Annotated in this window: 24 protein-coding genes; 6 read left to right on the top strand and 18 right to left on the bottom strand. The window is 68.1% G+C overall.

The genetic code is table 11. The features are described from left to right. Window position 1: 1 nt before the first annotated feature. Window positions 2–1129, bottom strand: a complete 1128-nt coding sequence (locus A7G45_RS10175; RefSeq protein ID WP_260936520.1) for a hypothetical protein — start codon at window positions 1127–1129, stop codon at window positions 2–4. Window positions 1130–1289: 160 nt separating this feature from the next. Here A7G45_RS10175 and A7G45_RS10170 point away from each other — a divergent pair, with 160 nt between their 5' ends. Next, the gene (locus A7G45_RS10170) at window positions 1290–2186 is read left to right on the top strand and encodes an IclR family transcriptional regulator (RefSeq protein WP_260936518.1); all 897 of its coding nucleotides are present in this window, start codon (window positions 1290–1292) and stop codon (window positions 2184–2186) included. Window positions 2187–2245: 59 nt separating this feature from the next. Here A7G45_RS10170 and A7G45_RS10165 read toward each other — a convergent pair whose 3' ends face one another. Then, the gene (locus A7G45_RS10165) at window positions 2246–2770 is read right to left on the bottom strand and encodes a hemophore-related protein (protein WP_260936516.1); all 525 of its coding nucleotides are present in this window, start codon (window positions 2768–2770) and stop codon (window positions 2246–2248) included. A 164-nt stretch (window positions 2771–2934) separates the two neighbouring features. Between A7G45_RS10165 and A7G45_RS10160 the strand changes: the two genes are divergently transcribed. Continuing rightward, window positions 2935–3585, top strand: coding sequence for a GNAT family N-acetyltransferase (locus A7G45_RS10160; protein WP_260936514.1), 651 nt, complete (start codon window positions 2935–2937; stop codon window positions 3583–3585). A gap of 70 nt (window positions 3586–3655) precedes the next feature. On the opposite strand, the gene A7G45_RS10155 is transcribed toward A7G45_RS10160, so the two are convergent. From A7G45_RS10155 to A7G45_RS10135, 5 genes are read right to left on the bottom strand one after another with little or no spacing between them, the layout of a single operon-like run. Further along, entirely contained in the window at window positions 3656–5755 is a 2100-nt protein-coding gene (locus A7G45_RS10155) for a RecQ family ATP-dependent DNA helicase (protein WP_260936512.1), read from the bottom strand. Next, window positions 5712–6377, bottom strand: a complete 666-nt coding sequence (locus tag A7G45_RS10150; RefSeq protein ID WP_260936510.1) for a TIGR03943 family putative permease subunit — start codon at window positions 6375–6377, stop codon at window positions 5712–5714. The genes A7G45_RS10155 and A7G45_RS10150 overlap by 44 nt, the downstream gene beginning before the upstream one ends. Continuing rightward, entirely contained in the window at window positions 6374–7375 is a 1002-nt protein-coding gene (locus A7G45_RS10145) for a permease (RefSeq protein ID WP_260936508.1), read from the bottom strand. Before A7G45_RS10145 ends, A7G45_RS10150 begins: the two co-directional genes overlap by 4 nt. A gap of 37 nt (window positions 7376–7412) precedes the next feature. Continuing rightward, window positions 7413–8168 carry a glucose 1-dehydrogenase gene (locus A7G45_RS10140; protein ID WP_260936506.1) on the bottom strand — a complete coding sequence of 252 codons (756 nt, stop codon included), beginning with the start codon at window positions 8166–8168 and terminating at the stop codon, window positions 7413–7415. 2 nt (window positions 8169–8170) lie between these two features. After that, window positions 8171–8968, bottom strand: coding sequence for an SDR family NAD(P)-dependent oxidoreductase (locus tag A7G45_RS10135; protein ID WP_260936504.1), 798 nt, complete (start codon window positions 8966–8968; stop codon window positions 8171–8173). Between the two features lie 184 nt (window positions 8969–9152). Here A7G45_RS10135 and A7G45_RS10130 point away from each other — a divergent pair, with 184 nt between their 5' ends. Further along, window positions 9153–10562 (top strand): wax ester/triacylglycerol synthase family O-acyltransferase, encoded by a 1410-nt coding sequence (locus tag A7G45_RS10130; protein ID WP_260936502.1) that lies wholly within the window; start codon window positions 9153–9155, stop codon window positions 10560–10562. 63 nt (window positions 10563–10625) lie between these two features. Here A7G45_RS10130 and dmpG read toward each other — a convergent pair whose 3' ends face one another. From dmpG to A7G45_RS10115, 3 genes are read right to left on the bottom strand one after another with little or no spacing between them, the layout of a single operon-like run. Then, window positions 10626–11690: a 4-hydroxy-2-oxovalerate aldolase gene (gene dmpG, locus A7G45_RS10125; RefSeq protein ID WP_043984584.1), complete on the bottom strand. Its 1065-nt coding sequence runs from the start codon at window positions 11688–11690 to the stop codon at window positions 10626–10628. Then, complete coding sequence (locus tag A7G45_RS10120; protein WP_043398321.1) at window positions 11687–12604, bottom strand: acetaldehyde dehydrogenase (acetylating); 918 nt, start codon at window positions 12602–12604, stop codon at window positions 11687–11689. The genes dmpG and A7G45_RS10120 overlap by 4 nt, the downstream gene beginning before the upstream one ends. 28 nt (window positions 12605–12632) lie before the next feature. After that, the gene (locus tag A7G45_RS10115; protein ID WP_043398093.1) at window positions 12633–13418 is read right to left on the bottom strand and encodes a 2-keto-4-pentenoate hydratase; all 786 of its coding nucleotides are present in this window, start codon (window positions 13416–13418) and stop codon (window positions 12633–12635) included. A 71-nt stretch (window positions 13419–13489) separates the two neighbouring features. Between A7G45_RS10115 and kstD the strand changes: the two genes are divergently transcribed. From kstD to A7G45_RS10100, 3 genes are all read left to right on the top strand, one after another. Next, window positions 13490–15172, top strand: a complete 1683-nt coding sequence (gene kstD / locus A7G45_RS10110; protein WP_260936491.1) for a 3-oxosteroid 1-dehydrogenase — start codon at window positions 13490–13492, stop codon at window positions 15170–15172. A gap of 1 nt (window position 15173) precedes the next feature. Beyond that, a complete protein-coding gene (locus tag A7G45_RS10105) occupies window positions 15174–16034 on the top strand; it encodes an enoyl-CoA hydratase ChsH3 (protein WP_260936490.1) in 861 nt (286 codons plus the stop codon). A 216-nt stretch (window positions 16035–16250) separates the two neighbouring features. Next, on the top strand, window positions 16251–17408 hold the full coding sequence (locus tag A7G45_RS10100; protein ID WP_260936488.1) for a DUF1942 domain-containing protein: 1158 nt from the start codon (window positions 16251–16253) through the stop codon (window positions 17406–17408). An 80-nt stretch (window positions 17409–17488) separates the two neighbouring features. Here the strand turns inward: A7G45_RS10100 and A7G45_RS10095 are convergent, their stop codons facing one another. The 8 genes from A7G45_RS10095 to A7G45_RS10060 all read right to left on the bottom strand — a co-directional run bounded on the left by A7G45_RS10095 (window position 17489) and on the right by A7G45_RS10060 (window position 26151). Next, window positions 17489–18247 carry a hypothetical protein gene (locus A7G45_RS10095; RefSeq protein ID WP_260936486.1) on the bottom strand — a complete coding sequence of 253 codons (759 nt, stop codon included), beginning with the start codon at window positions 18245–18247 and terminating at the stop codon, window positions 17489–17491. Between the two features lie 16 nt (window positions 18248–18263). Next, window positions 18264–19388: a hypothetical protein gene (locus A7G45_RS10090; protein WP_260936484.1), complete on the bottom strand. Its 1125-nt coding sequence runs from the start codon at window positions 19386–19388 to the stop codon at window positions 18264–18266. Window positions 19389–19492: 104 nt separating this feature from the next. Next, window positions 19493–21316 carry a DUF2339 domain-containing protein gene (locus tag A7G45_RS10085; protein ID WP_260936482.1) on the bottom strand — a complete coding sequence of 608 codons (1824 nt, stop codon included), beginning with the start codon at window positions 21314–21316 and terminating at the stop codon, window positions 19493–19495. A gap of 128 nt (window positions 21317–21444) precedes the next feature. Next, the gene (locus A7G45_RS10080; protein ID WP_192830173.1) at window positions 21445–22599 is read right to left on the bottom strand and encodes a 17-hydroxy-3-oxo-4-pregnene-20-carboxyl-CoA lyase; all 1155 of its coding nucleotides are present in this window, start codon (window positions 22597–22599) and stop codon (window positions 21445–21447) included. A gap of 2 nt (window positions 22600–22601) precedes the next feature. Further along, on the bottom strand, window positions 22602–23024 hold the full coding sequence (locus A7G45_RS10075) for a MaoC family dehydratase (RefSeq protein ID WP_260936480.1): 423 nt from the start codon (window positions 23022–23024) through the stop codon (window positions 22602–22604). Beyond that, window positions 23006–23971: a bifunctional MaoC family dehydratase N-terminal/OB-fold nucleic acid binding domain-containing protein gene (locus tag A7G45_RS10070; protein ID WP_260936478.1), complete on the bottom strand. Its 966-nt coding sequence runs from the start codon at window positions 23969–23971 to the stop codon at window positions 23006–23008. Before A7G45_RS10070 ends, A7G45_RS10075 begins: the two co-directional genes overlap by 19 nt. 12 nt (window positions 23972–23983) lie before the next feature. Beyond that, window positions 23984–25147 carry an acyl-CoA dehydrogenase FadE29 gene (gene fadE29 / locus A7G45_RS10065; RefSeq protein ID WP_260936476.1) on the bottom strand — a complete coding sequence of 388 codons (1164 nt, stop codon included), beginning with the start codon at window positions 25145–25147 and terminating at the stop codon, window positions 23984–23986. After that, window positions 25147–26151, bottom strand: a complete 1005-nt coding sequence (locus A7G45_RS10060) for an acyl-CoA dehydrogenase family protein (protein WP_260936474.1) — start codon at window positions 26149–26151, stop codon at window positions 25147–25149. Before A7G45_RS10060 ends, fadE29 begins: the two co-directional genes overlap by 1 nt. Window positions 26152–26180: the final 29 nt, after the last annotated feature.

Raw genomic sequence — 26180 nt, 5'->3', positions numbered from 1 at the left:
GTCAGCCCACCATCCTTTCGCCAATAAGCTTCTGCCGCAGCGCAATCCGCGCGCGCCAATCTTCGTCGGAAATCTTGTTGCTCTCATAGAAGGGCAGCTTCGACGCCACCTCATCCAGGGTGACGACCTCGCACGTCGGGCCGTCCTCGGCCGTCAGCTCGCGGGACACCCGCTGCCAGCGGAACTGCAGGTAGCCCTTGGCGTGGCCCAGCGTCTCGCACCAGTTGGTCACGCCGGGGTTGTTCTCGGACACCACGATCCGAATCTTGCCGTCCGGATCCGCCTGCGCCTGAGTGCCGTTCAGCGACGTCTGGTGGTTGATGTAGTCCAGCGAGATGTACCAGAGGCTGCCCAGCTGGAAGCCCAGGTACGGGGCGTCCGTCACCGGAAGCGTGATGACCATGGCCTGATCGGGTGTCATGTCGTAGTGCCCGACAGCCGAGTACTGCGTCGCCAGTCCACCCGGGGTCAGTCGCGGCGCGGTCAGGGTGTTGACCGGCAGGTTGTCGTAGAACCACTTCGGGAACTGCAGCCAGGTCTTGACTCGCTGCACCAGCTGCTTACCGGCGACGGCGTACCGCTTCTCGATCAGCTCACGGGTCAACGGGTCCGGCGCGGTCCCCGCGGTGTCGGTCCGGGAGATGGCGAACGAACCGCGCTGCGCCGACCAGTCGTTGTAGACCTCGCGGATCACCAGCTGCGCCGGGGTGGCCGGCGTGAACCGCCACTCGAACGTGCCGTCGGCGGCGATGTCGAGCTTGCGGTCGTCGAACGCCGTCTCGCTGTCCGGCACGTTGGCGTCGGTGTACTCGCCGCCGAGCAGCTGGAAGCTGACGTCGGTGGTGGTGCCGCGACGCCCGGTGACGACGTATTCATGTCCGGGCTGCACACGGGTGCCGAAGTACATGGTGTCGGGGTTGTCGAGGCCCATCTTCTCGAAGGGGCCCGTGCCGCTGTGCAGGAACGGGTGGTCCTTGTCGAAGTCGAACGCGACATGCGTGCACGACGCGATACAGCCGGCGAGGTACTGCAGGCCTTCGAGCAGGTCGGCGTCGGTTTCGATGAACGGCGCGGCGGCGACGAGGCGCTCCGCCTCGGCGACGGCGTCGATGAACGACTGCGTAAACATTCGGTAGCACCCTTCCGTTCCAATATTGGAACGTATCGGTAGATATTCCGAATGAAGAGTAGAACGCGTTGCAGTTGTCGTCAATGCCGCGCAGGTCAACAGGCCGACCAAACTCCCTGACACCGGTCCATATTTGGACCGGTGTCGTACATTCCTTGCCATGACTGACATCGGCCGCGCGTCGCCGCCCACCGCCCGCGTCGTGGCGGTGCTGGACTTCCTGGCCCGTCATCCCCAGGAACAATTCGGGCTGTCCGAATTGGCGCGCCGGCTCGACCTCAGCAAGCCCACCTGTCTGGGTATCGTCACCACGCTGGCCGAGGCCGGTTATCTGGTGCGCGACGCGGCCGAGAAGACCTACCGACTGGGCCCCCGGTTGATCACCCTTGGCCATACCGCGCAGGAGTCCATGCGGATCAGCCCGGCCGCGCGGACAGAACTGCGTCGGCTGTCGGAGACGTTCAATGCCACAGCGGCGCTGTCAGCGGTGATCGACGACCGCATCACGCTGCTGGAACTCGTTGCGCCGCCGGGCAGTCCGGAACCGGTACAGGTCGGGCAGAGCTACCCGTTCGCCCCGCCGGTCGGCCTCATGTTCGTGCTGTGGGACGAGCGTGCGGTCCGTGATTGGCTGGGCAAGGAGCCGACGATCCCCCTGCGCACCGACAGTGCGCGGCTGGAGCGGGTGATTGCCGAGTGCCGCGAATCGGGCTATCTCGTCGAGCGGCTGACGCCCGGTGGCCGGCGGCTGTACGCCATGATGGCCGGCATGTCGAGCAACCTGCCCGACGAATTACGGGTCCTGCTGGGCGAACTCGTCTCCGACATCGGCGAGCGCGTGTACCTGCCCAGTGAGTCGGGCGGGCGATCCAAGCACGACATCAGCGTCATCGCCGCGCCGGTGTTCGACCATCACCAGCGTCAGGTCATGGTGCTGTCACTGCAGATCGGCCGTGCGCTGACCGATGCAGAGATCAGCAAACGCGCCCGCGGGCTGGTTGCCGCGGCCGCGACGCTGACGACGCAGCTCGGCGGATCTCAGCCCGGCCGAACGTGAGTTCGTGTGCGAAATCCGTTGGTGGATGGGCACATTCGCTCACGTTCGGCGAGTGAGAGCTAGATGCCGTTGAGCACCGCGAGCGCGTCGGTCGGCGCGACCTGCAGGCCGCAGCGATCCTTGAAGGCGGCCAGCGGCGCCTGGATGCCGCGCAGCGCGTCGGCCTGGTCCGGGTGCTCCTTGAAGTAGTTGTCGAACTGGCTCATCGCGGTGAACGCCGGTTGACGGGTGGCGTCGAGCAGCGAGCTGTCGGCATCCGGGTGCGCCGCGAAGTAGTCCGACAGCTGCAGGGTGACCGAGCTGATGGTCTTGGCCAGCGTCGCGGTGCTGCAGTCGGCAACGGTGGCGGCCGGCGCCACGGTGGTCGTCGTGGTCGTCGTCGGCGCCGCAGTGGCGGATGTGGTGGGTGCGGCCGAGGTGGTCGGCGCAGCCGTCGCAGACGTGGTCGGTGCGGCTGTCGTGGACGGCGTGGGCGTCACCGGCGTCGGATCCGCCGACGCGCGGGGCACGACCAGCGCGGCACAGGCAGCGCCCAGGGCGATGAAGCCGAGGGTGGAACGGCCGAAGGTAACGGCACGAGTCATGGAATCCTCCTTGGTTCTGGCCGCATCCTTCTTCCCCGGCCTCTGGGGGTATTTCGCTCGCTGCGGTACTGCTGTTACACAAGCGCTCAAAGTTGCAGGTCAGCGCGGCTCTGTACAGCAAATATTCGCTTTCCAGGATTAGCTCGACTGTGTTGCTATTGGGCATGCAGCATTCGTCCTGGCCGCTGGCAGAACTGGAGGTGATCACTCCGGTCCTGCGGCTGTGCCATGTGACCGATGGCCTGGCCGACGAGCTCGCCCGCCTGGCCGCCGAGGGCATCCACGACCCGGCCACCATGCCGTTCGCGGTGCCGTGGACCGACGCGGTCTCCCCCGAACTGGAGCGCAACACCGTCCAGTACTTCCAGCAGACCCGCGCCGAGGTATCGACAGAGCATTGGGATGTGCCGATGGCCGTCATCGTCGGCGGCGACACCGTGGGCGTGTGCACGGTGACGGCCGACGGCTTCCCGGCCCGACGGACCGTGTCGACCGGCTCGTGGCTGGGCCGTCGTCACCAGGGCCGCGGGTTGGGTCGGGAGATGCGCGCCGCGGCGCTGCAGCTGATCTTCGCCGGATTCGACGCCGACGTCGCCCGCACCGCCGCGTGGCACGACAACGCGGCCTCACTCGGCGTCACCCGGTCGCTGCCCTATGAGCGGACCGGGTCGTCCCGCCAGTCACGGCGCGGTGTCTTCGACACCATGCTGGAATTCACCATGGCCCGCGCACAGTGGGACACCATGCGCCGCAGCGATATCCAATTGGTCGGCGTGGACGCCGCGATAGATCAGCTGGGGCTGCGCCGGAGCTAGCTCAGTGGCCAGTTATCGCACGCATATTGCGAAAATGCGTGCGCCAACTGGCCGCTCGGCGAAGGCACCGTCAGCTGACGGACGCGATCCCGAACGGCAGCACTGCGGGCGCCCCGGCGGCGCGCAGCACCTGCGTCGCCATGGTCAGGGTCCAGCCGGTATCGACGAGATCGTCCACCAGCAGCACCGGACCGCTGACGTCCAGGGCGGGGACCTCCCACGAATCCACCAGCGCCGCAACCCGATACGCCGAGTTGGCCGCGGTCACCGGGCGCCGCTGTGGCCGATAGTGCAGCGTGCCGAGGTTCTGCAGCCGGCCGAGTTCAGCCAGCCGGGTCACCAACGAGCCGATCAACTGCGGGTGGCTGTCGGAGTCCAGGCCCATCACCGCTACCGGTCGGGCATCCCAGTTCCACGCCTTCAGCACCGCAACCGCGGCCTGCACCACCTCGTCGGGCGCCTCGCCGTCAGGCCCGTCCAGCAGCTGCCGCAGCCGAGCACCCCAGCCGAGGTCGGTCAGGCGCCCGATCACCCGACCCGGCTCGGCTCCGCCGGAAATCCGTCCGGACAACTCAATTCCCAAGGAGCGCAGGCCTGTCGGCCACTGCTTTCGCGTAGCGAGCTCGACGCCGGGTCGCATCAGTTGGTCCCGTACCGCCGACGCGGCGCCGGCGTCGACGTCCGCGGTGTAGTGCGCACCCGCGCAGTTGTCGCAGCGGCCGCAGCCTTGGCCGTCGAGTTCGGGATCGTCGAGTTGGCTGCGCAAGAACACCATTCGGCACTCGGTGGTCGATTGGTAGTCCCGCATGGCCTGCTGTTCACGCTGCCGCGCGGCGTCCAGATTCCGGTAGCGCTCCTCGTCGTACGACCACGGTTCACCGGTACTGATCCAGCCGCCTTTGACGCGACGCACCGCACCGTCGACGTCGAGCACCTTGAGCACCATCTCGAGCCGCGACCGGTTCAGGTCCACCAGCGGTTCCAGCGCCGCGGTCGACAGCGCCCGGTCCATCTCGAGTTCGCCGATCACCTTGCGCACCAAGGCTTCCGACGGGAAGGCGACCGAGGCGAAGTATCGCCAGATGTCGGCGTCCTCCTTACCCGGCAGCAGGATCACCTCGGCGCTCGAGGTGGCACGGCCGGCACGGCCGACCTGCTGGTAGTACGCGATGGGCGACGACGGGGCACCCAGGTGCACGACGAAACCCAGGTCCGGTTTGTCGAACCCCATGCCGAGCGCCGACGTGGCGATGAGCGCCTTGACCCGGTTGTTCAGCAGGTCGGCTTCCAGCTGTTCGCGTTCGGCGGTTTCGGTGGAACCGGTGTAGGACGCGACGGGGTGCCCCTGCTCACGCAGCAGCGCGGCGATGTCATGCGCCTGCGACACCGTCAGGGTGTAGACGATCCCGGACCCGGGCAGCGAATCCAGTTGCGCCGCAAGCCATGCCGCGCGTTGCGCCGGTCCCCCGGCGTGCACCACCGACAGCCGCAGAGACTCCCGGTCCAGCCCACCGCGCAGCACCAAGGTGTCGCCACCGCCGACGCCCAGCTGCGCGGCGACGTCCTGCACCACGCGGTCGTTGGCGGTCGCGGTGGTGGCGAGAACCGGTATACCCGAACCCAACTCACCGATCAGCGTGCGGATGCGCCGATAGTCCGGGCGGAAGTCGTGACCCCAGTCGGAGACGCAGTGCGCCTCGTCGACCACGACGAGTCCGGCATCGGCGGCCAGTGCCGGCAGCACCGTGTCGCGAAAGTCCGGATTGTTCAACCGCTCCGGACTGACGAGCAGGACGTCGAGGTCGCCCGCGGAGACTCGCTGGTGCACCTCGTCCCATTCGGTGACGTTGCTTGAGTTGATCGTGGCAGCGCGGACGCCCGCTCGTTCGGCAGCAGCCACCTGGTTGCGCATCAGCGCCAGCAGCGGCGAGACGATGACCGTCGGGCCGCGGCCGGCGGCCCGCAGCAGCTTGGCGGCGATGAAGTACACCGCGGACTTACCCCACCCGGTGCGCTGCACCACCAGCGCCCGGCGGCCCTGCACCACCAGTGCCTCGATGGCCACCCACTGGTCGTCACGCAGCACGGCGCCGGGACCGGCGAGCTGTTCGAGGAGCGCCTGTGCGTCAGTACGCGTAGGTGTTGCGGGGCTTGGGAATTGGGTCGGCACTGGTCACTTCCATGGTCGGGACGAAATTCGTGGACGGGCTGGACGTCCCGGGTATCACCTTGCCCTGCACCTTCAGCCAGGTGTCATCCGGGTGCGGACCGACGGCGCCGGTCAGGTGGACGCGGGCCAATTGCGCGTCGGCGGCGCAACACACGATCACGACCCGGGCCAGATCGCCGCCCATCGTGAATCCGGTGACGGTGATGGTCCTTCCCTCAAGGCTTTTCGTGGAGTCGGCGGCGGCCCGCAGCACCACCTCCGGCAGCGACACCGCGCCGTCGGCCGGGAGCGGGGGAAACGCCCGCTTCGGCGGGGCCACCGCCGCGGTGACCGTCTCGGCGCCGACCGGGCTCATCGGCGGCACGGCGACGAACGCCGTCAATGCCACCGGCACGAGCAGCAGCCACGCCAGCACGCCCCGGTGGTGATGCCCGCCTGGCGGCCCGTGGCGCAGGTCCCGCACCAGGCACACCAGAGCCAGCGCCACCAGCAGGACGGCGGCCACCAGCAGCCATGGGAACAGCGCCGGTTTCACGAAATTCAGGTAGGTGCCCTTGACTGCGATCAACCCCGTGCTCAGCCCGATCAGCAGCACCAGGATGTTCTGCGTTTCCCGGCTCATCGCACGTCCCCGAGCACCAGCAGCCCGACGGCCGTGGCGCACGCCGCGGCCACCACCAGGGTCACGGGTGCGAATCGCACCGCGAACGGCCGGCCGAACACGCCGGCCTGCATCGCGAACAGCTTGACGTCCACCGCCGGACCGACCACCAGGAACACCAGTCGCGGCACCAGCGGGACCATGGTCAGGCTGGCCGCGACGAACGCGTCGGCCTCGGAGCACAGCGCCAGCACGACGGCCAATAGCGCCATGGTCACCACGCCGACTGCCAGATTGCCCGCGACGTGCTCGAACACCCACGGCGGCACGGCCGCGCGCAGCACCGCCGCCGCGCCGGCACCGATCACCAGGTAGGCCGCGGACTGCAGGAAGTCGTGCCGGGCCGCCTCGGTGAACACGGTGAATCGGGACGCGCCCTCGTCGTGGTGGGTGGGCAGTGTGCGGGTCACCCATTCGGCGCGGCCCCAGCGCTGCCACAACAGGCCCATCACCACGGCCGTCAGCAGCGACGCGACGCAGCGGGCCACCACCATCTGCGGCTGGCCGGGAAACGCGACCGCTGTCGCCACCAGCACCACCGGGTTGATCGCCGGTGCCGACAGCATGAAGGTCAGCGCGGCCCCGGCCGTCTCGCCGCTGAACAGCCGGCGCGCCACGGGCACCGACCCGCATTCGCATCCGGGCAGCGCGGCACCACCGACACCCGCCACCGCCACGGCGAGCGCAGGCCGGCGCGGCAGCAGGCGGGCCAGCCGTTCCGGGGTGAGATAAGCAGCCACCAGGCCACTGACGATGACGCCCAGCACCAGGAACGGCAGGGCCTGCACGAAAACCCCGCAGAACACCGTGGCCGCGGTGGCCAGGCGGGCGTGGTCGGTCAGTAGGCCGCTGACCCAGGAACCCGACAGCGCCAGACCGGCGAGGCCGACGAGCAACAGCTCCATCGACCCGGCCCGCCGTCGGCGCTCCGGCGCCAGCGTTGATTCGTCCCCGGCCATGCGCCCATCTTGCCGGGGAAGTCTGACAAGTCGCTCGCTACGTCGGGACGACCGGGATACGGCCTGCGCTTGCGCCGCCGTCGACCGCCAGATCCGCGCCCGTCATGTACGACGACGCATCCGACGCCAGGAACGCCACCACCTCGGCTACTTCCTCGGGGGCACCGACCCGGGTCAGCGGTGCGCCGGGGTGCCCGCCGAGGCCACGTTCGATCGGCAGGTGCGCCACCATCGGGGTGTCGATCATCCCGGGGTAGACGGTGTTGACGCGAATTCCCATGGGGCCCAACTCGATTGCGGCCACCTTGGTGAAGCCGCGCAGGCCCCACTTGGAGGCGCCATAGGCGCTGTACCCGGCCAGCCCCTGCAGCCCGGCCTGCGACGAGATGTTGATGATCGAGCCGCCGCCGCTCGCGCGCATGGGCTCGACGACAGCCTGGGTGCCGAGGAACGGTCCGGTCAGGTTGACGCGCAGCTGCCGCTCCCACGACTGCGCGGTGTGGTCCATCAGGGGTTCGACGGTGCAGATCGCCGCGTTGTTGACCAACGCGTCGATCCGGCCGAACTCGCTCAGTGCCAGCTCGACCGTTGTCAGCCAATCGCTTTCGCTGCCGACGTCGTGTCGCTGGAAGCGGGCGGCGTCGCCGATCGACGCGGCGACCGCCTCCCCCTCCTCGACCAGGACGTCGGTGAGGACGACCTTCGCGCCGCGGGCGGCGAACAGCCGCGCCTCGGCCTCACCCTGACCGCGCGCCGCGCCCGTGATGATCGCGACCTTGCCGGTCAGGTCCATGACTAGTCGCTGTCCTGGTCGATACCGGTCAGCATCAGCTCGGAAACCCGGCGCGGGGTCTCCGTGAGGTAGGCCATCGCCGCGATGCGCTTGGGCAGGATGACGTGCTTCTTCTCGTGCTCGACCGCGTCCGCGATGGCCTCGGCGACCATGTCGGCGTCCAGCGGCTCCTGCGGGATCATCCGGAACTTGAGCGACCGCTCGATGGTGCGGCGAGCCGGCGCGAACGACCGGATGTGGTCGATCATGTCGGTCTTGACCTCACCGATCTGCACCAGCGTGGTGTTGACCGGCTTCTGGCGCAGCTCGGAGCGGATGCCGGCGGTGAAATGGCTGAGCCCGGCCTTGGAGGCGCCGTACAGGGTGACGCCCGGTCCGGTCGAGATGGCGCCCATCGAGGACACGTTGACGATGTGGCCACGGCCCCGCTTGATCATCCGCGGCATCACCTGACGACACAGCTCCATCGGCGCAATCAGGTTGACCTGCAACAGGTCTCGCACATCCTGCGACGACGCCTCGTAGAAGCGGCCGACCCGGTCGACACCGGCGTTGTTGATGATGACGTCGATGGGACCGTCGGCCTCCACCCGGTCGATCAGCGCTTCGACGGCTGCGGGGTCCATCAGGTCGGTCGGATATGCCTTGCCGCCGAGCTCCTTGGCGAGCTCTTCGAGCTGGTCAGCATTCCGGGCAACCAGCGCGACGTCGGCGCCGCGGCGAGCCATCGCCTGCGCGATGTTCTTGCCCAGACCACGGCTGGCACCGGTGACCAGAACCCGGCTGTTCCTCAGTTGCATATCCCTACTCCATTCAAAAAGCGTGCAGACACGGACCGGCAAAGCCCCCTCCAGCTCCGCGTCGCGACGCCGAGTCAGCTCATGGTGTGCACGCTAAACGGGGTGCGAGCCGAAATTCAGAGGTAGTTCCCAATCAACGAGACAACATGTCCGCTGGCTCACATTTTTGGCCTCATAGTGATGTATGCGACGTTTATCGGGCGAGGACAACAGCTTCCTGGCGTGGGAAAGTGCCGTCCAGCCGCAGCACACCATCAAGGCCGTCGTGCTCGATCCGGCACAGGGCCATGAACCCATCACCTTCGAAGCTGTCCGGGCCGCACTGCCCGGCCTCGTCGACCGCGTCGAGCCCCTGCAGTGGCAACTGATGTCGCCGCGGTTCGGTGCCGGCCGGCCGTGGTGGGTCACCCGTCCCCGGGGCGACTTGAACTACCACATGAAGCGCGCCACCGCCGCCGCTCCCGGCACCGACCGCGAGCTGGGCGCGGAGATCGCGAAACTCTTCGAAGAGCCCCTCGAGCGGGACCGCCCGGCGTGGCAGATGTGGTACATCGACGGCCTGGCCGACGGCCGCGTCGCCCTCGTGCTCAAAATCCACCACGCCGTCGCCGACGGCATGGCGTCGCTGAACCTGCTCGAGCAGTTCTACAGCCGGGACCCCGCCGACCGGCTGCCCGAGCCGTCGGCCCGCCCGGCGCCCGACGAGCACCGCCCGCCGGCTGCCGAATGGCTGCCGATGGTGGCGCGGCAGCAGGTCAAGTCGCTGACCAAATTCCCGAAGGTCGTGGCCCGCACAGCCAAGGTCACCCGCACCATCCAGGACCGGCAGAAGTCGGGCAAGCCCGGCTATGCCGAGGCCTTCATCCCACCGGCTCTGCCGTTCAACGAGCCGCTGACCGCCAACCGCGGATTCGCATTCGTCAACGTCGAGATGGACCAGATCAAGCGGGTGACGAAGGCGTTCGGCGTCAGCGTCAACGACGTCTTCCTGGCCATGTGCAGCACCGTCCTTCGCGAGTACCAGGCCTCGCGCGGCCCGGTCGGCGACGACACCATGACCGCCGTGGTGCCGGTGTCGATGCGCCCGCAGGACGGCGACCGCTGGGGCAACAAGGTGGCCCGCTGGAACGTCGAACTCGCCACCAACATCGCCGATCCGGTGGAGCGGTTGAAGGCCATCTCGGCGAACACCGCCACCGCCCGCGAGGTGCAGAGCGAGCGCGACGCCTGGCTGCAGCACGACTGGATGGAGTACTGGCCGCTGTTCAAGGTCTACTCGCGGGTGCTGCCGACCATCGGGGCGCAGGTCAAGAAGCGCCCGATGTTCAGCATGATCGCGTCGAACATGCGCGGCCCGCAGCAGACGCTGTACTTCGGCGGCGCCCCGGTCGAGAAGCTGATCTCAACCGGCCCGCTGGTCTTCCCGATGGGCATGAACATCACCGGCTGGAGCTACCAAGGCGGCATGCAGATCTGTGTGCTCACCTGCACCGACCAGGTCAAGGATCCGCACGGCATCGCCGACCGCCTGCCGGCGGCGCTGGCCGAGCTGGTCGCACGCTGCGAGACCGCGGCGGACTCCGTCAACAGCTGACCCGGCTACGCAAAACGCCGGCCGCCCCTTTCGGGACGGCCGGCGTTTTCGTGTCTCGGTCGGTCAGGCCTTGCCCTCGGCCCGCTCCCGCTGGATCTCGAGCGCGATGTCGATCAGCTGGTCCTCCTGGCCACCGATCAGCTTGCGCTGGCCGACGCGGAGCAGCAGCTCGTGGGCGGGCACGCCGTAGCGTTCGCCCTGGCGCACCGCGTGCTTGAGGAAGCTGGAGTACACGCCCGCGTACCCCATCACCAGCGCGTTGCGGTCCAGCAGGCACTCGGCCGGCATCGCCGGGGCGACGACCTCTTCGGCCGCGTCGGCGATGTCGAAGAAATCGATGCCGGTCTTGACGCCGATCTTGTCGAACACCCCGACCAGCGCCTCGACCGGCGCGTTACCCGCACCGGCGCCGAACCGGCGGCAGGAGCCGTCGATCTGCTTGGCCCCGGCACGCACGGCCTCGACCGAATTGGCCACGCCAAGACCGAGATTCTCGTGTCCGTGGAAACCCACCTGCGCGTCGTTGCCGAGTTCGGCAACCAATGCGGCCACGCGGTCGGCGACACCTTCGAGCACCAGCGCGCCCGCGGAGTCCACGACGTAGATGCACTGGCAGCCGGCGTCGGCCATGATGCGGGCCTGCGCGGCCAGTTTCTCCGGGGAGATGGTGTGGCTCATCATCAGGAAGCCCACGGTCTCCAGGCCCAGTTCCCGGGCGAAGCCGAAGTGCTGGATCGCGACGTCGGCCTCGGTGCAGTGGGTGGCGATGCGGCAGATCGAGCCGCCGTTGCCCTGCGCGATGCGGATGTCTTCCTTCGTGCCGACACCCGGCAGCATCAGGAAGGCGATCTTGGCGGTCTTCGCGGTCTCGGCCGCGATGGTGATGAGTTCCTGCTCCGGGGTCTTCGAGAACCCATAGTTGAAGCTCGAACCACCTAGCCCGTCACCGTGCGTGACCTCGATGACCGGAACGCCGGCGTTGTCGAGGGCGCCGACGATCGCGCGCACCTCGTCACCGGTGAACTGGTGGCGTTTGTGGTGCGAGCCGTCACGCAGCGAGGTGTCCGTCATCCGGACGTCCCAGGCGGCGTCGAAGAAGATGTCTCCGGGTTCAAGTGCGGTGCTCATGCGTTCGCTCCCACGATTTCCTTGGCAATTTCTTCGCCCACCTTGGTGGCCGCGGCGGTCATGATGTCCAGATTTCCAGCGTAGGTCGGCAGGTAGTCGCCGGCACCCTCCACCTCGACGAAGATGCTGACGACGTGCTGGCCGCCGTTGACCACCGACGGCTCGTCGAACTGCGGCTCGTTGAGCAGCCGGTAGCCCGGCACGTAGGTCTGCACGTCAGCGACCACATCCTTGACCGACTGGGTGATGGCGGCGTGGTCCGCATCTTCGGGGATGGCGCAGAAGATGGTGTCGCGCATGATCATTGGCGGATCGGCCGGGTTCAGGATGATGATGGCCTTGCCGTCGCGGGCCCCACCGATGTTGCGCACACCGGCGCTGGTGGTCTTCGTGAACTCATCGATGTTGGCGCGGGTGCCGGGGCCTGCCGAAGCCGACGACACCGACGCCACGATCTCGGCGTAGGGCACGCCGCCCTGTGCCTCGACGGCACGGGCCACCGCGTAGACCATCGGGATGGTGGCCTGGCCACCGCAGGTGACCATGTTGACGTTCATCGAATCCAGGTGCGCCCGCAGGTTGGCCGGCGGGATCACGCCCGGGCCGACGGCGGCCGGGGTCAGGTCGATGGCCCGAATGCCGGCTTCCTCGTACCGCGGCGCGTACGCCTTGTGCACGTAGGCGCTGGTGGCCTCGAAGATGAAGTCCGGCTTCTCGCTCTGGGCCAGCAGCCAGTCCGCCCCTTCGGCACTGGTCTCCAGCCCGAGCTTGCGGGCGCGGGCCAGGCCCTCGCTCTCCGGGTCGATACCGATCATCCAGCGCGGCTCGAGCCAGTCCGACCGCAGCAGCTTGTACAGCAGGTCAGTACTGATGTTCCCCGAGCCGACGATCGCGACGCTCGCTTTGGACGGCATGCTCACTCCTCTTTTGAAACTTTGGGTATTAGGCGAAAGACAGGTGGACGGAACCCAATCCGGCGAATTCGGCGACGAAGTCGTCGCCCGGCTTGGCATCGAACGCCCGCATGCAGGCGCCGGGCAGCACCACGTCACCGGCCTTCAGTCGCACGCCGAACTGGTCGACCTTGCGGGCCAGCCACGCCACCGCGGTGACCGGGTTGCCGAGCACCGCGTCGCTGCGGCCCTCGCCGAGCACCTCGCCGTTGCACTTGAGCACGGCGTCGATGTTGCGAATGTCGATGTCCTTCGGGGACACCCGCTCCTTACCGAGCACCCAGCCGGCCGAGGACGCGTTGTCGGCGATGGTGTCGCACAACTTGACCTGCCAGTTGGTGATGCGGGTGTCGATCAGTTCGATGGCCGGGGCGAACGCAGCGGTGGCGGCCAGCACGTCGTCCTCGGTGCAGCCGGCCCCGGGCAGATCGTCGGCCAGTACGAACCCGACCTCGACCTCGACCCGCGGCAACAGGTACTTCGAGGTCAGCACGGGCTGATCCTCGAATACCTGCATGTCGTCGAGGAGGTGCCCGTAATCGGGTTCATCCACATTCATCATTTTCTGCATGGCCTCGCTGGACAGGCCAACCTTGTGTCCCACCACGCGGGCACCTTCTGCGACACGCTGACGAATGTTGAACAGCTGAATCTCGTACGCGTCGACGACGTCGATGTCGGTGTACGTGTCGGTCATCGGCGACATCGCGACCCGGCTGCGCTCAGCTTGAGCCAGCGAGGCGGCGAGCTCGGCACGCACGTTGTCGGACAGCATTCGTGAATTCCCCTAACTTCATGGACCGGCGCAGTTGTCCACAGGCCGGGCAATTCTATAACGTGTTCTACATGACTGGACAGGAGTACGACGTTGTCGTCGTCGGCAGCGGTGCAGCCGGTATGGTCGCCGCCCTCACCGCAGCCCATCAGGGCCTTTCGACAGTAGTCGTTGAAAAGGCCCCACACTATGGAGGTTCCACTGCGCGGTCAGGTGGCGGCGTCTGGATCCCGAACAATGAGATTCTGCAGCGTGCGGGGGTCAAGGACACCCCGGAAGCGGCCCGCACCTACCTGCACAAGATCGTCGGCGACGTGGTGCCCGCAGAGAAGATCGACACCTATCTGCAGCGCGGCCCCGAGATGCTGTCGTTCGTGCTCAAGAACTCGCCACTGAAGCTGTGCTGGGTGCCCAACTACTCCGATTACTACCCGGAGACCGAGGGCGGCCGCGCCGGCGGACGGTCCGTCGAGCCCAAGCCGTTCAACGCCAAGAAGCTCGGGGTTGACGAGAAGGGCCTGGAGCCGGCATACGGCAAGGTGCCGCTGAACATGGTTGTGATGCAACAGGATTACGTCCGGCTCAACCAGCTCAAGCGCCACCCGCGCGGCGTGCTGCGCAGCCTGAAGGTCGGCATCCGCGCCACCTTCGCCGGCATCACGGGCAAGAACCTGGTGGGCATGGGCCGCGCCCTGATCGCGCCGCTGCGCATCGGCCTGCAGAAGGCCGGCGTCCCCGTCGAGCTCAACACCGCGCTGACCGACCTCTACTACGAGGACGGCCGGGTTGCGGGCATCTATGTCCGTGACACGAATGCGCCGGAAAGCGCTGAACCGCAACTGATCCGGGCCCGCAAGGCGGTCATCCTGGGCAGCGGTGGCTTCGAGAAGAACCAGGAGATGCGCACCAAGTACCAGCGTCAGCCGATCACCACCGACTGGACCGTTGGCGCCAAGGCCAACACCGGCGACGGCATCCTGGCCGCCGAAAAGCTCGGTGCGGCACTGGAAATCATGGAAGACGCGTGGTGGGGCCCGACGGTGCCGCTGCCCGACAACCCGTGGTTCGCGCTGTCCGAGCGCAACTCCCCCGGCTCGATCATCGTGAACCTGAGCGGCAAGCGGTTCATGAACGAATCCATGCCGTATGTCGAGGCGTGCCACCACATGTACGGCGGCCAGTACGGCCAGGGCGACGGCCCGGGCGAGAACGTGCCGGCGTGGCTGCTCTTCGACCAGCAGTACCGCAACCGCTACATCTTCGCGGGTCTGCAACCGGGACAACGCATTCCGAAGAAGTGGACCGAGGCCGGCGTCGTCGTCAAGGCCGACACCATCGAAGAGTTGGCGAAGGTGACCTCCTTGCCGGTCGATGCCCTCAAGGCGACCATCGAGCGGTTCAACGGCTTCGCCCGCGGCGGCGTCGACGAGGACTTCGGCCGTGGCAACAGCGCCTACGACCGCTACTACGGCGACCCCACCAACAAGCCGAACCCGAACCTGGGCGAGATCAAGCACGGCCCGTTCTACGCGGCCAAGATGGTGCCCGGCGACCTGGGTACGAAGGGCGGCATCGTCACCGACATCCACGGCCGCGCACTGCGTGAGGACGGCTCGGTGATCGAGGGGCTGTACGCGTCGGGCAACGCCAGCGGACCGGTGATGGGTCACACCTACCCCGGCCCCGGTGGGACCATCGGCCCCGCCATGACCTTCGGATACCTTGCGGCACTCCACGTGGCAGGAAAGGGCTGACATGCCGATCAATCTCGATGAGGCCATCGGAGCCGAACTCGCACCCGTCGAATTCTCGTGGAGCAGCAGCGATGTGCAGCTGTACCACCTGGGCCTGGGCGCCGGCGCCGATCCGATGAGCGAGCGCGAGCTGCGCTACCTGATCGATGACAAGCCGCAGGTCCTGCCGACCTTCGGCAACGTGGCGCAGAGCTTCCACGAGACCAAGGCGCCGTCGGTCAAGTTCCCGGGCATCGACATCGAACTGAGCCGGGTGCTGCATGCCAGCGAGGCGATCTACACCGACGCGCCGATCCCGCCGTCGGGCACGGGCCGCGCCGTCACCCGGTTCACCGAGATCTGGGACAAGGGCAAGGCCGCGGTCATCTGGTCGGAGACCACCGTGACCACCCTCGACGGCGCTCCGCTGTGGAAGCAGAAGCGGTCCATCTTCGCCCGCGGCGAGGGCGGCTTCGGTGGCGACCGCGGCCCGTCGACCTCGGCGACCGAGCCCGACCGGGCACCGGACCTGCAGATCTCCCTGCCCACGCTGCCGCAGCAGGCGCTGCTGTACCGGCTGTGCGGCGACCGTAACCCGCTGCACTCGGACCCGGCGTTCGCCAAGGCCGCCGGCTTCGACCGCCCGATCCTGCACGGCCTGTGCACCTACGGCATCGGCTGCAAGGCCATCGTCGACAACGTGCTCGACGGCGACGCCGGCCGGGTCCGGTCCTACGGCGCGCGCTTCGCGGGCACCGTGATTCCGGGTGAAACCTTGCAGGCCAACCTTTGGCGTGACGGTGAACGAATCACCGGCGTGCTGACGGCGCCAAGCCGGGACAACGTCGTCGTGCTTGCTGGAATCGAGCTCACCGCGTCCTGATCAGGACATATCCGGAATCGGCCGCCCAAACGGCGGCCGATTCCGGCAAACTAGGGGCAGCGGCCGGGTCACCGCTGCGGCGTCTGCCTGCATCCACAGCTGACGCTCAACCTGCTAGCTTGCGTAGTAGTCAGTATTCATCCGACTACACGAGACTCAACTTCCGTGGGGGAAGCCGCCCGTCGGACGACTTGGAGACAGAGGAGCCACATCACCATGAATACCCGCAAGATCACCATCGCTGTCGGCGCAGCCGCCGCATTCGGCCTGATCGCCACACCGTTCGCGCTGGCAGACTCCACTCAGCCCGCAGGTGTCGCGCCCGCCCCCACCACTGTGGCATTCGGCGCGGACGGCAAGCTCGTCAACGGAAACACCGTCGGGGAATGGGAGATCAGCAACCTCAAGCCCAGCACCGATGTCCTGTCGGAGCACCTCAACGGCACGCTGTGGGAAGCGACGGCGGAGTACACGGCTGAGCGCGGCAACTCGCAGCCGTTCGTGCCGAACCTGAACGCCCGCACCGCAAGCGGTGACAACTACCGCGTGCTGTGGGGCGTCGCCTCCCCGCAGGGCATCAACCCCGCCGGACTCTCCGAAGGTCAGGAATCCAAGGGCAAGATCTACTTCGACGTGACGGGCGCTGCTCCGACCAGCGTCGTATACACCGACGGCGACCGCGAAGTGATCAAGTGGCAGGGCGCTGAAGCCCCCGCTGCTGCCGCTCCGGGCACCGCACCGGCCCGTGGCGCCACCCCGGTCACCGCCGCGACTCCGGCTGCTGCGCCCACCGCCGCTCCCGCTGCCACCCCGGCAGCTGCTCCCGCCGGCCTCGGCAGCGCCGTGCCCGGCGCCACCCCGGCGGGCGCTGTTCCGGCCGCCACGGGTGCGCAGCCTACGGCCGGCACCACCACCGGTGCGGTTCCGGCGGCGACGCCGAACGGTGAGACCCCTGCTGCCACCCCGGCCAGCACCCCGGTTCCTGCCGGTACCCCGGTTCCCGCCGGCACTCCGGCTCCGGCCGGCACCCCGGCGGTTGCCCCAGCTCCGGCGGGCACCCCGGCGGCTGACGCTCCGGCCCCGGCCGGCGCTCAGGTTCCGGCGGGCACCCCGGCCACGGCTCCGGTCGCCGGCCAGGCTCCGGAAGCTGCTCCGGTTCCCACCGCCGCCGAAAGCGGCCCGGGCACCGCTGCCACTGCCGGTGGCGCCGTTTCGCAGGCTCCGCTGACCCCGGCTCCGGCCCCGGCTCCGAGCCAGGCCATCGCCGGCCAGCCCGCGTCCAGCGCGGGTCAGGGTACCGCCGCCCCGGCCGGCAACCAGCAGGCCGCTCCGGCTGCTGCCCCGGTCATCCCGACCCCGGCACCGGCGTCCTAACGGTCGAACATCGAATTGGGGCCAGTCGCGATCATCGCGACTGGCCCCAATTTCTTTGTCTGGCTTGTTGTTTGGCGTAACTACATCTGACGGCCGACGTCACCGCCACGCTGCGGCGGCGGAGCCACCGGGGCGATCGGCGCGGGTCCCGGGTTGGACGTGCCCGCGCTGGGGCCCGCTGCCGGCGGCTGGACCGGAGCGGACGTGTGCCGACGGGAGTCGCGGGCATCCTGCTGGGCCTCGCGCCGATCCTGCTGCGACTGCCGGTTGTCCTGCTGCTGTTGCCGGTTGTCCTGCTGGGATTGCCGGTCGTTCTGCTGGTTCTCCCGGGTGTCCTGCTGAGCCTGACGCTGTTCCGGGGACATCGGTGCGCCGCCGCCGGCCGGGCCACCGGGCTGGCCTTCCGAGGGTTCCCCGCCCGGCATGCCGCCTTCCTTGCCGCCGCCCTTGCCCATGGCCTGCTGGATCATCTGGCCGAACTGACCGGCCTGCTGACCCATCTGTCCCATGCCGCCGCCCTGGCCGGCCATCTGACCCGCCTGCTGACCCATCTGACCGAGCTGGCCGAGCATCTGACCCAGCTGACCGACGCCCTGCCCGCCCTGACTGTCGCCCTTGTCGTATGCCGATTGGGCGGCATCGACCTTGCCGGAGAACATGCCCTCCTTGGCCTGCAACGAGGCCACGTTGGCGGTCATGTCAGCGGCCATGGCCGGCAGCACGGCAGCGATGGTCGCGCTCATGGCATCCTCGCCGGGCTGGATCATCGGCATGTCGGGCAGCTCGACGGCCGCCGCATTCCAGCTGATGTTCTCCGGTGTCTGCAACGGTGAACCCATCAGATATCCCCCCTAATCACCAGTCGTCGTCGACGTCTTCGTCATATGAGCCATGGTCCAGCGCTTCGGGCACGGCCAGCTGGTTGATCCGACCGCCGCCACCACCACCTTCGCGGTGCCCCATGCCGCCCATGGCACCCATCGCGCCGCCGGCACCAGCTGCGGCTGCAACCGGGGCCAGGCCACCGGCACCCATGCCGCCTGCCACGCCCGCGGGCATGACTCCGGGTCCACCCGCGCCGGGACCGACCATCTTGGCGAGCAGAGGCGTCTGCACGGAGGCCGCGCCGACACCGCCGCCACCGCCGCCGGGCATGCCGCCCTTCATCAAGCCGGCGCCGGTCGCCGCACCGGAACCACCGGCCAACGGATGGTTCGAGAACGCACCGAACGGCGAGGCGCCGAGTCCGGCCTTGCCCTGGCCACCGCCGGAGAACAGGGATGTCAACTGCTGCAGCGGCTGCGAAAGTTGTTGCAGCGGCTGCATGGCCTGCTGCGGCAGCTGCCCGAGCATCTGCGGGAGCTGTCCGGCCATCTGCATCATCTGGCCCATCATCTGGCCCATCTGGTCGCCACCCTTGGACGCCGACTCCGCGGTCTTCTGCGCTGTCTCCGCCACCTGCGGCGGCACGCCGGGCGTCGGGATGCTCGGGGGTGCGCCGACGAAGTTGGCCACCTCGGTGGCGCTGGCCGTCACGGCGGCGATGTTCTGGGACAGGCCCATCTTGATCCGGCTCTGGATCAGCTCCTGCACGTTCGGAAACGGCGCCGCTGACAGGGCCATGCACTCCGCCTGGACTTCCTCTGCGGTGGCGTTGACCAGGTTCTTGGTCTTGATGACCGCGGCCACCATGGACTGCAGCTTGGCGGCGATGGCCGCCGCCTGCGCGCCGTTGGCCTCGTGACCGCCGATGATGGTGCCGGCCTCACCTGCCGCCGCCGCAGAAGCCGCGCCCATCCACTGGCCGGTGAGATTCATCAGCTGGCTGGTCTGCTGCGGCACCACTGATCCGGTGATCTTGGTGGCCAGCTTCGTATAGTGCGCGGCCGCTTCTTCGAGCTGCTCCTCATTGACGTTGGGCCACCCCGGCCCCGTCACCGTCTGCGATCCGAACGGACTGCTGTCCGGCTGAATCCCCATAGACACGGCCCCCTTCCCCAGACATACCGCGTCCGTTCGAGCCTACCGCCCCTACGGGCACCTACCCGACGCAAAATGACGGTGCGGTCGTTTGCGCGGGATGCCTATGGATTCGGCTGATCCTGCCGGGCGAGCAGCCGGGCGTAGCCGGTCCCCATGGCCAGCAGCACCAGGCCCACGACGATGAACACCGCCACCCGGAACATGCCGTTCAGGGTGCCGAGATCGAACAGGAACAGCTTGGCCATCGCCGCGGCCACCAGCGCCAGGCCGCCGCCGATCGGCAGTGACCGCTGCGCCTTCTGTTGGCGCGCCGCGTACCCGAACAGAGCTGCCGCCACCGCGATCCAGCCGATCGTCGCGACCATGTGGCCGGCGAAGAAACCGCCCTTCACGCCGCCGATCAGCACGCCGGCGGTGACGGTCAGCATGGTGGACGCGTAGGCGGCGACCGCCACCGCGCCGGCCCACATCAGCCGGACTTCGTCATCGTCACGCTTGCCGGCCCACGACCACACGACCGCCACCACCGCAGCCACGGCCAAGATGCTGGAGATGATGGTGGAGACCGCGCTGCGCGTGCTCAGCTCGACCGCGCGGAACAGCAGGTCCGGCGGCGAGTAGCTGAGGTAGACGGCACCGCCGACAGCGCCGAACCCGGCAGCCACCCAGCGGGCGATCGCGTCACGACGGCCTGCGACGGCCACCACGACCGACATCGCGAGCAGCACCGCACCGCCGGTCCTGCCGTCGAAGGCCACCAGCACCGCGACCAGCGCGCACACCGCCGACACCGCCGACCAGATCCGTTGCACCACACCGGCGAGCCCGGGCAGCCGGTTGCCGGCCAGCACGACCGCGAGGAACAGGGCCGCCACCGCGGCGATGATCGACGCGGCGATCATCGGGCGGACCACCCCGGCGATGAACAGCACCGGCACCGCACCGCCCGCGGTGGCCAGGGCCAGCAGTGTGCGGTTGGTCGTCTTGGGCAACAGGATCAGCGCGCCGGCGACGGCGAGGACGGCTGCCGCTGCGCAGGCGCCCGCGAGTCCCGGACTGCGGTTGGTGCCGAATGACGCCGAGGCCAGCGCCAGCAGCAGTGGAAAGGTGCAGACCACGGTCCGCGCCACGTACATCCAGACCCAGTCCTTGCCGATTTGCACCGGCAGCGACGCCGCGGACAGCGCCAGCATGAATCCGATCAGCAACAGCGAGACACCGTCGGCCACCACCGGCGCCAGCACCGCCAAGGGCACCAGCACCAACAGCGCGAGCTGCTGAGAGTCCCAGCGCCGGGCCAGGGTCAGACCGCCGCCGCCGATCACCGCCGCCAAGACCAAACCGACTGGCGCAGAAAGCCATTCATAGACCGTCGTGACCGCGACCACGTCGATGTACGCCGCGGCGATACCGGTGGCGGCCAGGGCAACCGCCCCCACCGTCCCACCGGGCCGCGTCTTCAGCCGGATCGCCCCGACCACCAGACCGGCGGCCAGCACCGCCCCCGCGCCGACACGGAACTCGGGCCGCAACAGCCCGGCCTGCGCGGCCAGCACCAAGAGCAGGGCGACGCCGATCAGCGTCACCGCGACACCAGCGGCGGCCAGCACCTTGCCGATCCAGCCCTCCGAGCGCTCGGGCCGCGGCTGGGATGGCTGCTGTGGCTGGGGTTGTGGGTACGGCACCGCCGTCGTCGGCTGGGGCTGAGGTGCCGGCTGCGGCGCCGGTGCCGTGACCGGCGCGGCCTGGGCCGACTGCCAATACTGCTGCGGTGCGGCGTACGCGACGGGCTGCGGCGTCGGCTGCTGGTGCGCCATCGACCGATCGAGTTCGGTGAGGCAGGCCGACACCCAGGCCAAATGATGGGACATCGCTGCGACATCCTGGGAAAGCCGGGCAACCATCGCCCGCTGCGGTTCGGTCATCGTGACATCATCGCGCCGAGTGACCCCGATCCGGATGAGTAGGACTACCCGACTACCGATCGTGACCAGACACAAAACTGCCCCTCTTCCGTAGAAGGGGGCAGTTTTGTGTCTGCTCGTGAAGGGACTCAGCCCAGGATGAGGCCCGACGTCGGGACGCCGGTGCCGGCGGTGACGAGCACGTGCTCGACATCGGGCACCTGGTTCACCGAAGTGCCGCGCAGCTGGCGGACGCCCTCGGCGATGCCGTTCATACCGTGGATGTACGCCTCACCGAGCTGACCGCCGTGCGTGTTGATCGGCAGCTTGCCGCCGAGCTCGATCGCGCCACCCGCGATGAAGTCCTTGGCCTCGCCCCGGCCGCAGAAGCCGAGCTCTTCGAGCTGCAGCAGCGTGTACGGGGTGAAGTGGTCGTAGATGACCGCGGTCTGAATGTCATTGGGCGTCAAGCCACTCTGACCCCACAGCTGCTTGCCGACCAGGCCCATCTCGGGCAAGCCGAGCTCGTCGCGGTAGTACGAGTACATGGTGAACTGGTCCTCGCCGGCAGCCTGCGCCGCCGCCTCGACGACGACCGGACGCTGCTTGAGGTCCTTGGCACGCTCGGGCGTGGTGACGACGATCGCGACGCCACCGTCGGTCTCCTGGCAGCAGTCCAGCAGGCGCAGCGGCTCGGCGATCCACCGCGAGTTCTGGTGGTCCTCGATGGTGATCGGCTTGCCGTAGAAGTGCGCCTTCGGGTTGGTCGCCGCGTGCTTGCGGTCGGCCACCGACACCGCACCGAAATCGGCACTGGTGGCGCCGTATTCGTGCATGTAGCGCTGCGCGACCATGGCCACCGAGGCAGCCGGGGTGCTGAGCCCGTGCGGGTAGGACCAGCTGTACTCGACGCCGCGGGAGTCGGCGTTGACGGTGAGACCCGTCATCACCTGGCCGAAACGGAACTCCGAGCGCTCGTTGAAAGCCCGGTATGCGACAACGACTTCCGCGATACCGGATGCCACCGCCAGCACCGCCTGCTGGACGGTCGCGGCCGCGGCGCCGCCGCCGTAGCCGATCTGGCTGAAGAACTTGAGCTCGCCGATGCCGGTCGAGCGGGCCACCGCGGTCTCCAGGTTGGAGTCCATGGTGAAGGTCACCAGACCGTCAACGTCCTTGGGCGACAATCCCGCATCGTTCAGGGCGTCGGTGACCGCCTCGGCGGCCAGCCGCAGTTCGCTGCGGCCGGAATTCTTGGAGAAGTCGGTGGCGCCGATGCCGGCGATGACCGCCTTGCCGGAGATGCTCACTGCGCGGCTCCCATCGTGAGCGTGGACGTGGCGATGACGTGATCGCCAAGACTGTTGCTGCCCACCACTTTCAGCGTCACCAGGCCGCCTTCGACAGCGGTGACCTCACCGCGGAAGGTGATGGTGTCGTAGGCGTACCACGGCACACCGAGGCGCAGCTTGATCGACTTGATGATGGCGTTCGGGCCGGCCCAGTCGGTGACGTAACGCCCCACCAGACCGGTGTCGGTCAGGATGTTGACGAAAATGTCCTTGGAGCCCTTGGCCTGTGCCTTGTCCCGGTCGTGGTGCACGTCCTGGTAGTCCCGGGTGGCGATGGCCGTCGAGACGATGAAGGTCGGGTCGCCGTAGATGGAGAGCTCGGGCAGCTTGGTGCCCACGGTGGTGCTGACAGTGGCGGTCACTTTGCGGCCTCCCATGCGTACAGGGTCCAGGCCGGACTGATGTCGCTGTCCGGAAAGTCGATAAACGTTGCGGAGACGGGCATTCCGATCTTCACGTCGTCATGCTCGACGCCGCGCAGCTCACCGAGCATGCGCACGCCCTCTTCCAGCTCGACGAGCGCGATGATGAACGGCAGGCTGCGGCCGGGCACCTTCGGCGCGTGGTGCACGACGTAGCTGAACACGGTGCCCTGGCCCGACGAGACGACGTAGTCGATCGGGGCGTCCTTGTCCTGCCAGATCGCGGGCACCGGTGGGTGCTGCAGCGAGCCGTCGGGCCGCTTCTGGAGCCGCAGTTCGTGGGCGTTGACGCCGTCCCAGAAGAACTGCGTGTCCCGCGACGAAGACGGACGCATCAGCTTGTCTGGGTCCAGATCGGCTGGGATTGAACCGGTTTCGGCAGCTTCCTTGCCCTGCTTGTTGGCGGGCAGGAACTTCATGATGCGCCAGTCCATGTCGGCGACTTCCTCGTCACCGACATGCCAGCGGATCTTCTGGTTGACGAAGTAACCCTCGCCCAGCGCGGTCTGCTTCGGGCCCACCACGTCGGTGACCTCGGCGCTGATGCTGACGCGCTCCCCCGGCTGCAGATAGCGGTGGTAGGCCTGGTCGCAGTTGGTGGCGACGACGCCGACGTACCCGGCGTCGTCGAACAACTTCATGATCCGGGCCAGCGGATCGTCGTCGGACCGGGTGCGGCCCAGACCCATCATGGTCCAGACCTGGATCATGGCCGGCGGCGCCACGATGCCGGGGTGCCCGGCAGCCTTGGCGGCCTCCTCGTCGACGTAGATCGGGTTCTTGTCGCCGATCGCATCGGTCCAGTGGTGAATCATGGGCTGGTTCACCGGATCCCGGCTCAGGGTCGGCTTGCTGCGCCCGGCGGCGACGATCTCGTCGATGCCGGCCTGAAGGTCACTCATCGCTTGTCTCCCTTACCGCGAAACCCGCGGCACCTTGAGGCCCGATGCCGCGATCATCTCGCGCATGACCTCATTGACGCCGCCACCGAAGGTGATGACCAGGTTGCGCTTGGTCATCTTGTCGAGCCACACCAGCAGGTGCGCGGTGTCCGCGTCAGCCGGGTTGCCGTAGCGGCCGACGATCTCCTCGGCCAGCCGTCCGACTTCCTGAATACGTTCGGTGGAAAAGACTTTCGTCGCCGCCGCGTCGGCGACGGCGATGGTCTCGCCGGAGGATGCGACCTGCCAGTTGAGCAGTTCGTTGACGCGCCAGATCGATTTGATCTGGGCGAGCAACCGGCGTACCTCGGCATTGTCGATCGGCGTGACGCCGTTCGACCCGGGCTTGGAGGCCCAGGCGTGCACCTGGTCGTAGATGCCCGCGACGCGACCGGACGGCCCCAGCCCCACCCGCTCGTGATTGAGCTGGGTGGTGATCAGCTTCCAGCCACCGTTCTCCCCGCCGACCAGCATGTCGGCGGGCACCCGCACGTCGTTGTAGTACGTCGTATTGGTGTGGTGGGCACCGTCGGACAGGATGATCGGGGTCCACGAGTAGCCCGGGTCCTTGGTGTCGACGATCAGGATCGAGATGCCCTTGTGCTTCGCCGCGGTCGGGTCGGTGCGGCAGGCCAGCCAGATGTAGTCGGCGTCATGGGCGCCGGTGGTCCACATCTTCTGGCCGTTGACGATGAACTCGTCGCCATGCCGCACCGCGGTGGTCCGCAGCGAGGCGAGGTCGGTACCAGCCTCGGGCTCGGAGTAGCCGATCGCGAAATGGATGTCACCGGAGAGGATTCCGGGCAGGAACTTCTTCTTCTGTTCCTCGGTGCCGTATACCTGCAGGGTCGGGCCCACGGTCTGCAGGGTGACCAGCGGCAGCGGGATGTCGGCCTGGTTCGCCTCGTTGATGAAGATCTGCTGCTCGATGGGGCCGAAGCCCAGGCCGCCGTATTCCTTGGGCCAGCCCACGCCGAGCTTGCCGTCGCTACCCATCCGCTTGATGACGGCACGGTAGGCGTCGTTGTGGCGATCGGTCTCCATCGCCGCCGCCTCTTCGGGCCTGATCAGCGTCGAAAAGTATTCGCGCAGTTCGGCTTGCAGCTTGCGCTGTTCCGGAGTCAGTTCGATGTACATCAGGCTCCCACCAGGTCCAGACGGTGCGACGGACCACCCAGCAGTCGGGTCAGGTCCTTGATCGACGAGTAGTAGCGGTCCATCGGGTAGGTGATGTCCATGCCCATACCGCCATGCAGGTGGTGGCACAGCCGCATGGCCGGCGCGGCCTGCGAGGTCAGCCAGTACCCGAGGATCTCCAGATCCTCGGCGGCATCCAGCCCCTCCGAGAGCCGCCACGCCACCGACGTGGCGAGCAGATCGATTGTCCGCGAAGCGATGTAGATCTCGGACAGCTGCGCCGCCACGGTCTGGAACGTCGACAGCGGCCGGCCGAACTGCTCCCGGGTCGCGACATAGTCGGCGGTCAGACGCAGCGCGCCGGCCACCAGACCGGCACCGAACGCGCCGATCATGGCCAGCGCCAACTGGTTCACCCGCGCGACGGTGGCGCCGGTCAGGACGTCCTCGTCGGGCACCGCGACGTCGGCGAAGGTCACCACGTACTCGTCGGAACCGTTGGCCGTCGGGGTCGCGGTCACGGTGACACCGGCGGCTTGCGGTGACACCACGACCACACCGCTGTCGGTGGTGACCAGCAGCCACTGCGCGGTTTCGGCATAGGCCACACCGATTTTGGTGCCGTTGAGCTTGCCACCGGCAAAGCTGGTCGACGGCGCCTCGGGCAACTGGGCACCGGGCTCGTCCAGTGCGGCCGAGATCACCGCGCCCTTGGCCACCTCGGCCAGGTACCGGTCCTGCTGCGCTTCTGTGGCCAGTTCCAGCAGCGGCACCAGGGCGAGCCCGATAGTGGCCAGCGCCGGTCCGGTGGTGCCGCGCCGACCGATCTCGGTCAGCGCGGTGGCCGCCTCCAGCAGCCCGAGCCCGTCACCGCCCAGCCGATCGGGCACCGCAAGCGCCACGACGCCACCGGAAACCAGTGCGTCCCAAGTGTTTTCCCGCTCCAGCACGGATGTCACCACGTCGGCGACAGCCTGCTGCTCCGGGCTCGGTGTGAAATCCACCCGAATCCTCCTTGATTCGTGTTACCGGG

The sequence above is a fragment of the Mycolicibacterium llatzerense genome, assembly GCF_025331195.1.
GTDB lineage: Bacteria > Actinomycetota > Actinomycetes > Mycobacteriales > Mycobacteriaceae > Mycobacterium > Mycobacterium llatzerense.
The sequence above is the reverse complement of the archived record's forward strand: the minus strand, read 5'-3'. Positions and strand labels throughout refer to the sequence as shown.

Bases quoted from the DNA above. Each gene is read 5' to 3' on its own strand.
- A7G45_RS10085 (WP_260936482.1), bottom strand. From the start codon at position 21,316: ATGACCGAACCGCAGCGGGCGATGGTTGCCCGGCTTTCCCAGGATGTC.
- A7G45_RS10090 (WP_260936484.1), bottom strand. From the start codon at position 19,388: ATGGGGATTCAGCCGGACAGCAGTCCGTTCGGATCGCAGACGGTGACG.
- A7G45_RS10075 (WP_260936480.1), bottom strand. From the start codon at position 23,024: ATGGGAGGCCGCAAAGTGACCGCCACTGTCAGCACCACCGTGGGCACC.
- A7G45_RS10160 (WP_260936514.1), top strand. From the start codon at position 2,935: ATGCAGCATTCGTCCTGGCCGCTGGCAGAACTGGAGGTGATCACTCCG.
- A7G45_RS10070 (WP_260936478.1), bottom strand. From the start codon at position 23,971: ATGAGTGACCTTCAGGCCGGCATCGACGAGATCGTCGCCGCCGGGCGC.
- A7G45_RS10170 (WP_260936518.1), top strand. From the start codon at position 1,290: ATGACTGACATCGGCCGCGCGTCGCCGCCCACCGCCCGCGTCGTGGCG.
- fadE29 (WP_260936476.1), bottom strand. From the start codon at position 25,147: ATGTACATCGAACTGACTCCGGAACAGCGCAAGCTGCAAGCCGAACTG.
- kstD (WP_260936491.1), top strand. From the start codon at position 13,490: ATGACTGGACAGGAGTACGACGTTGTCGTCGTCGGCAGCGGTGCAGCC.
- A7G45_RS10145 (WP_260936508.1), bottom strand. From the start codon at position 7,375: ATGGCCGGGGACGAATCAACGCTGGCGCCGGAGCGCCGACGGCGGGCC.
- A7G45_RS10115 (WP_043398093.1), bottom strand. From the start codon at position 13,418: ATGCTGTCCGACAACGTGCGTGCCGAGCTCGCCGCCTCGCTGGCTCAA.
- dmpG (WP_043984584.1), bottom strand. From the start codon at position 11,690: ATGAGCACCGCACTTGAACCCGGAGACATCTTCTTCGACGCCGCCTGG.
- A7G45_RS10135 (WP_260936504.1), bottom strand. From the start codon at position 8,968: ATGCAACTGAGGAACAGCCGGGTTCTGGTCACCGGTGCCAGCCGTGGT.
- A7G45_RS10095 (WP_260936486.1), bottom strand. From the start codon at position 18,247: ATGGGTTCACCGTTGCAGACACCGGAGAACATCAGCTGGAATGCGGCG.
- A7G45_RS10150 (WP_260936510.1), bottom strand. From the start codon at position 6,377: ATGAGCCGGGAAACGCAGAACATCCTGGTGCTGCTGATCGGGCTGAGC.
- A7G45_RS10100 (WP_260936488.1), top strand. From the start codon at position 16,251: ATGAATACCCGCAAGATCACCATCGCTGTCGGCGCAGCCGCCGCATTC.
- A7G45_RS10165 (WP_260936516.1), bottom strand. From the start codon at position 2,770: ATGACTCGTGCCGTTACCTTCGGCCGTTCCACCCTCGGCTTCATCGCC.
- A7G45_RS10120 (WP_043398321.1), bottom strand. From the start codon at position 12,604: ATGCCGTCCAAAGCGAGCGTCGCGATCGTCGGCTCGGGGAACATCAGT.
- A7G45_RS10130 (WP_260936502.1), top strand. From the start codon at position 9,153: ATGCGACGTTTATCGGGCGAGGACAACAGCTTCCTGGCGTGGGAAAGT.
- A7G45_RS10175 (WP_260936520.1), bottom strand. From the start codon at position 1,129: ATGTTTACGCAGTCGTTCATCGACGCCGTCGCCGAGGCGGAGCGCCTC.
- A7G45_RS10140 (WP_260936506.1), bottom strand. From the start codon at position 8,168: ATGGACCTGACCGGCAAGGTCGCGATCATCACGGGCGCGGCGCGCGGT.
- A7G45_RS10105 (WP_260936490.1), top strand. From the start codon at position 15,174: ATGCCGATCAATCTCGATGAGGCCATCGGAGCCGAACTCGCACCCGTC.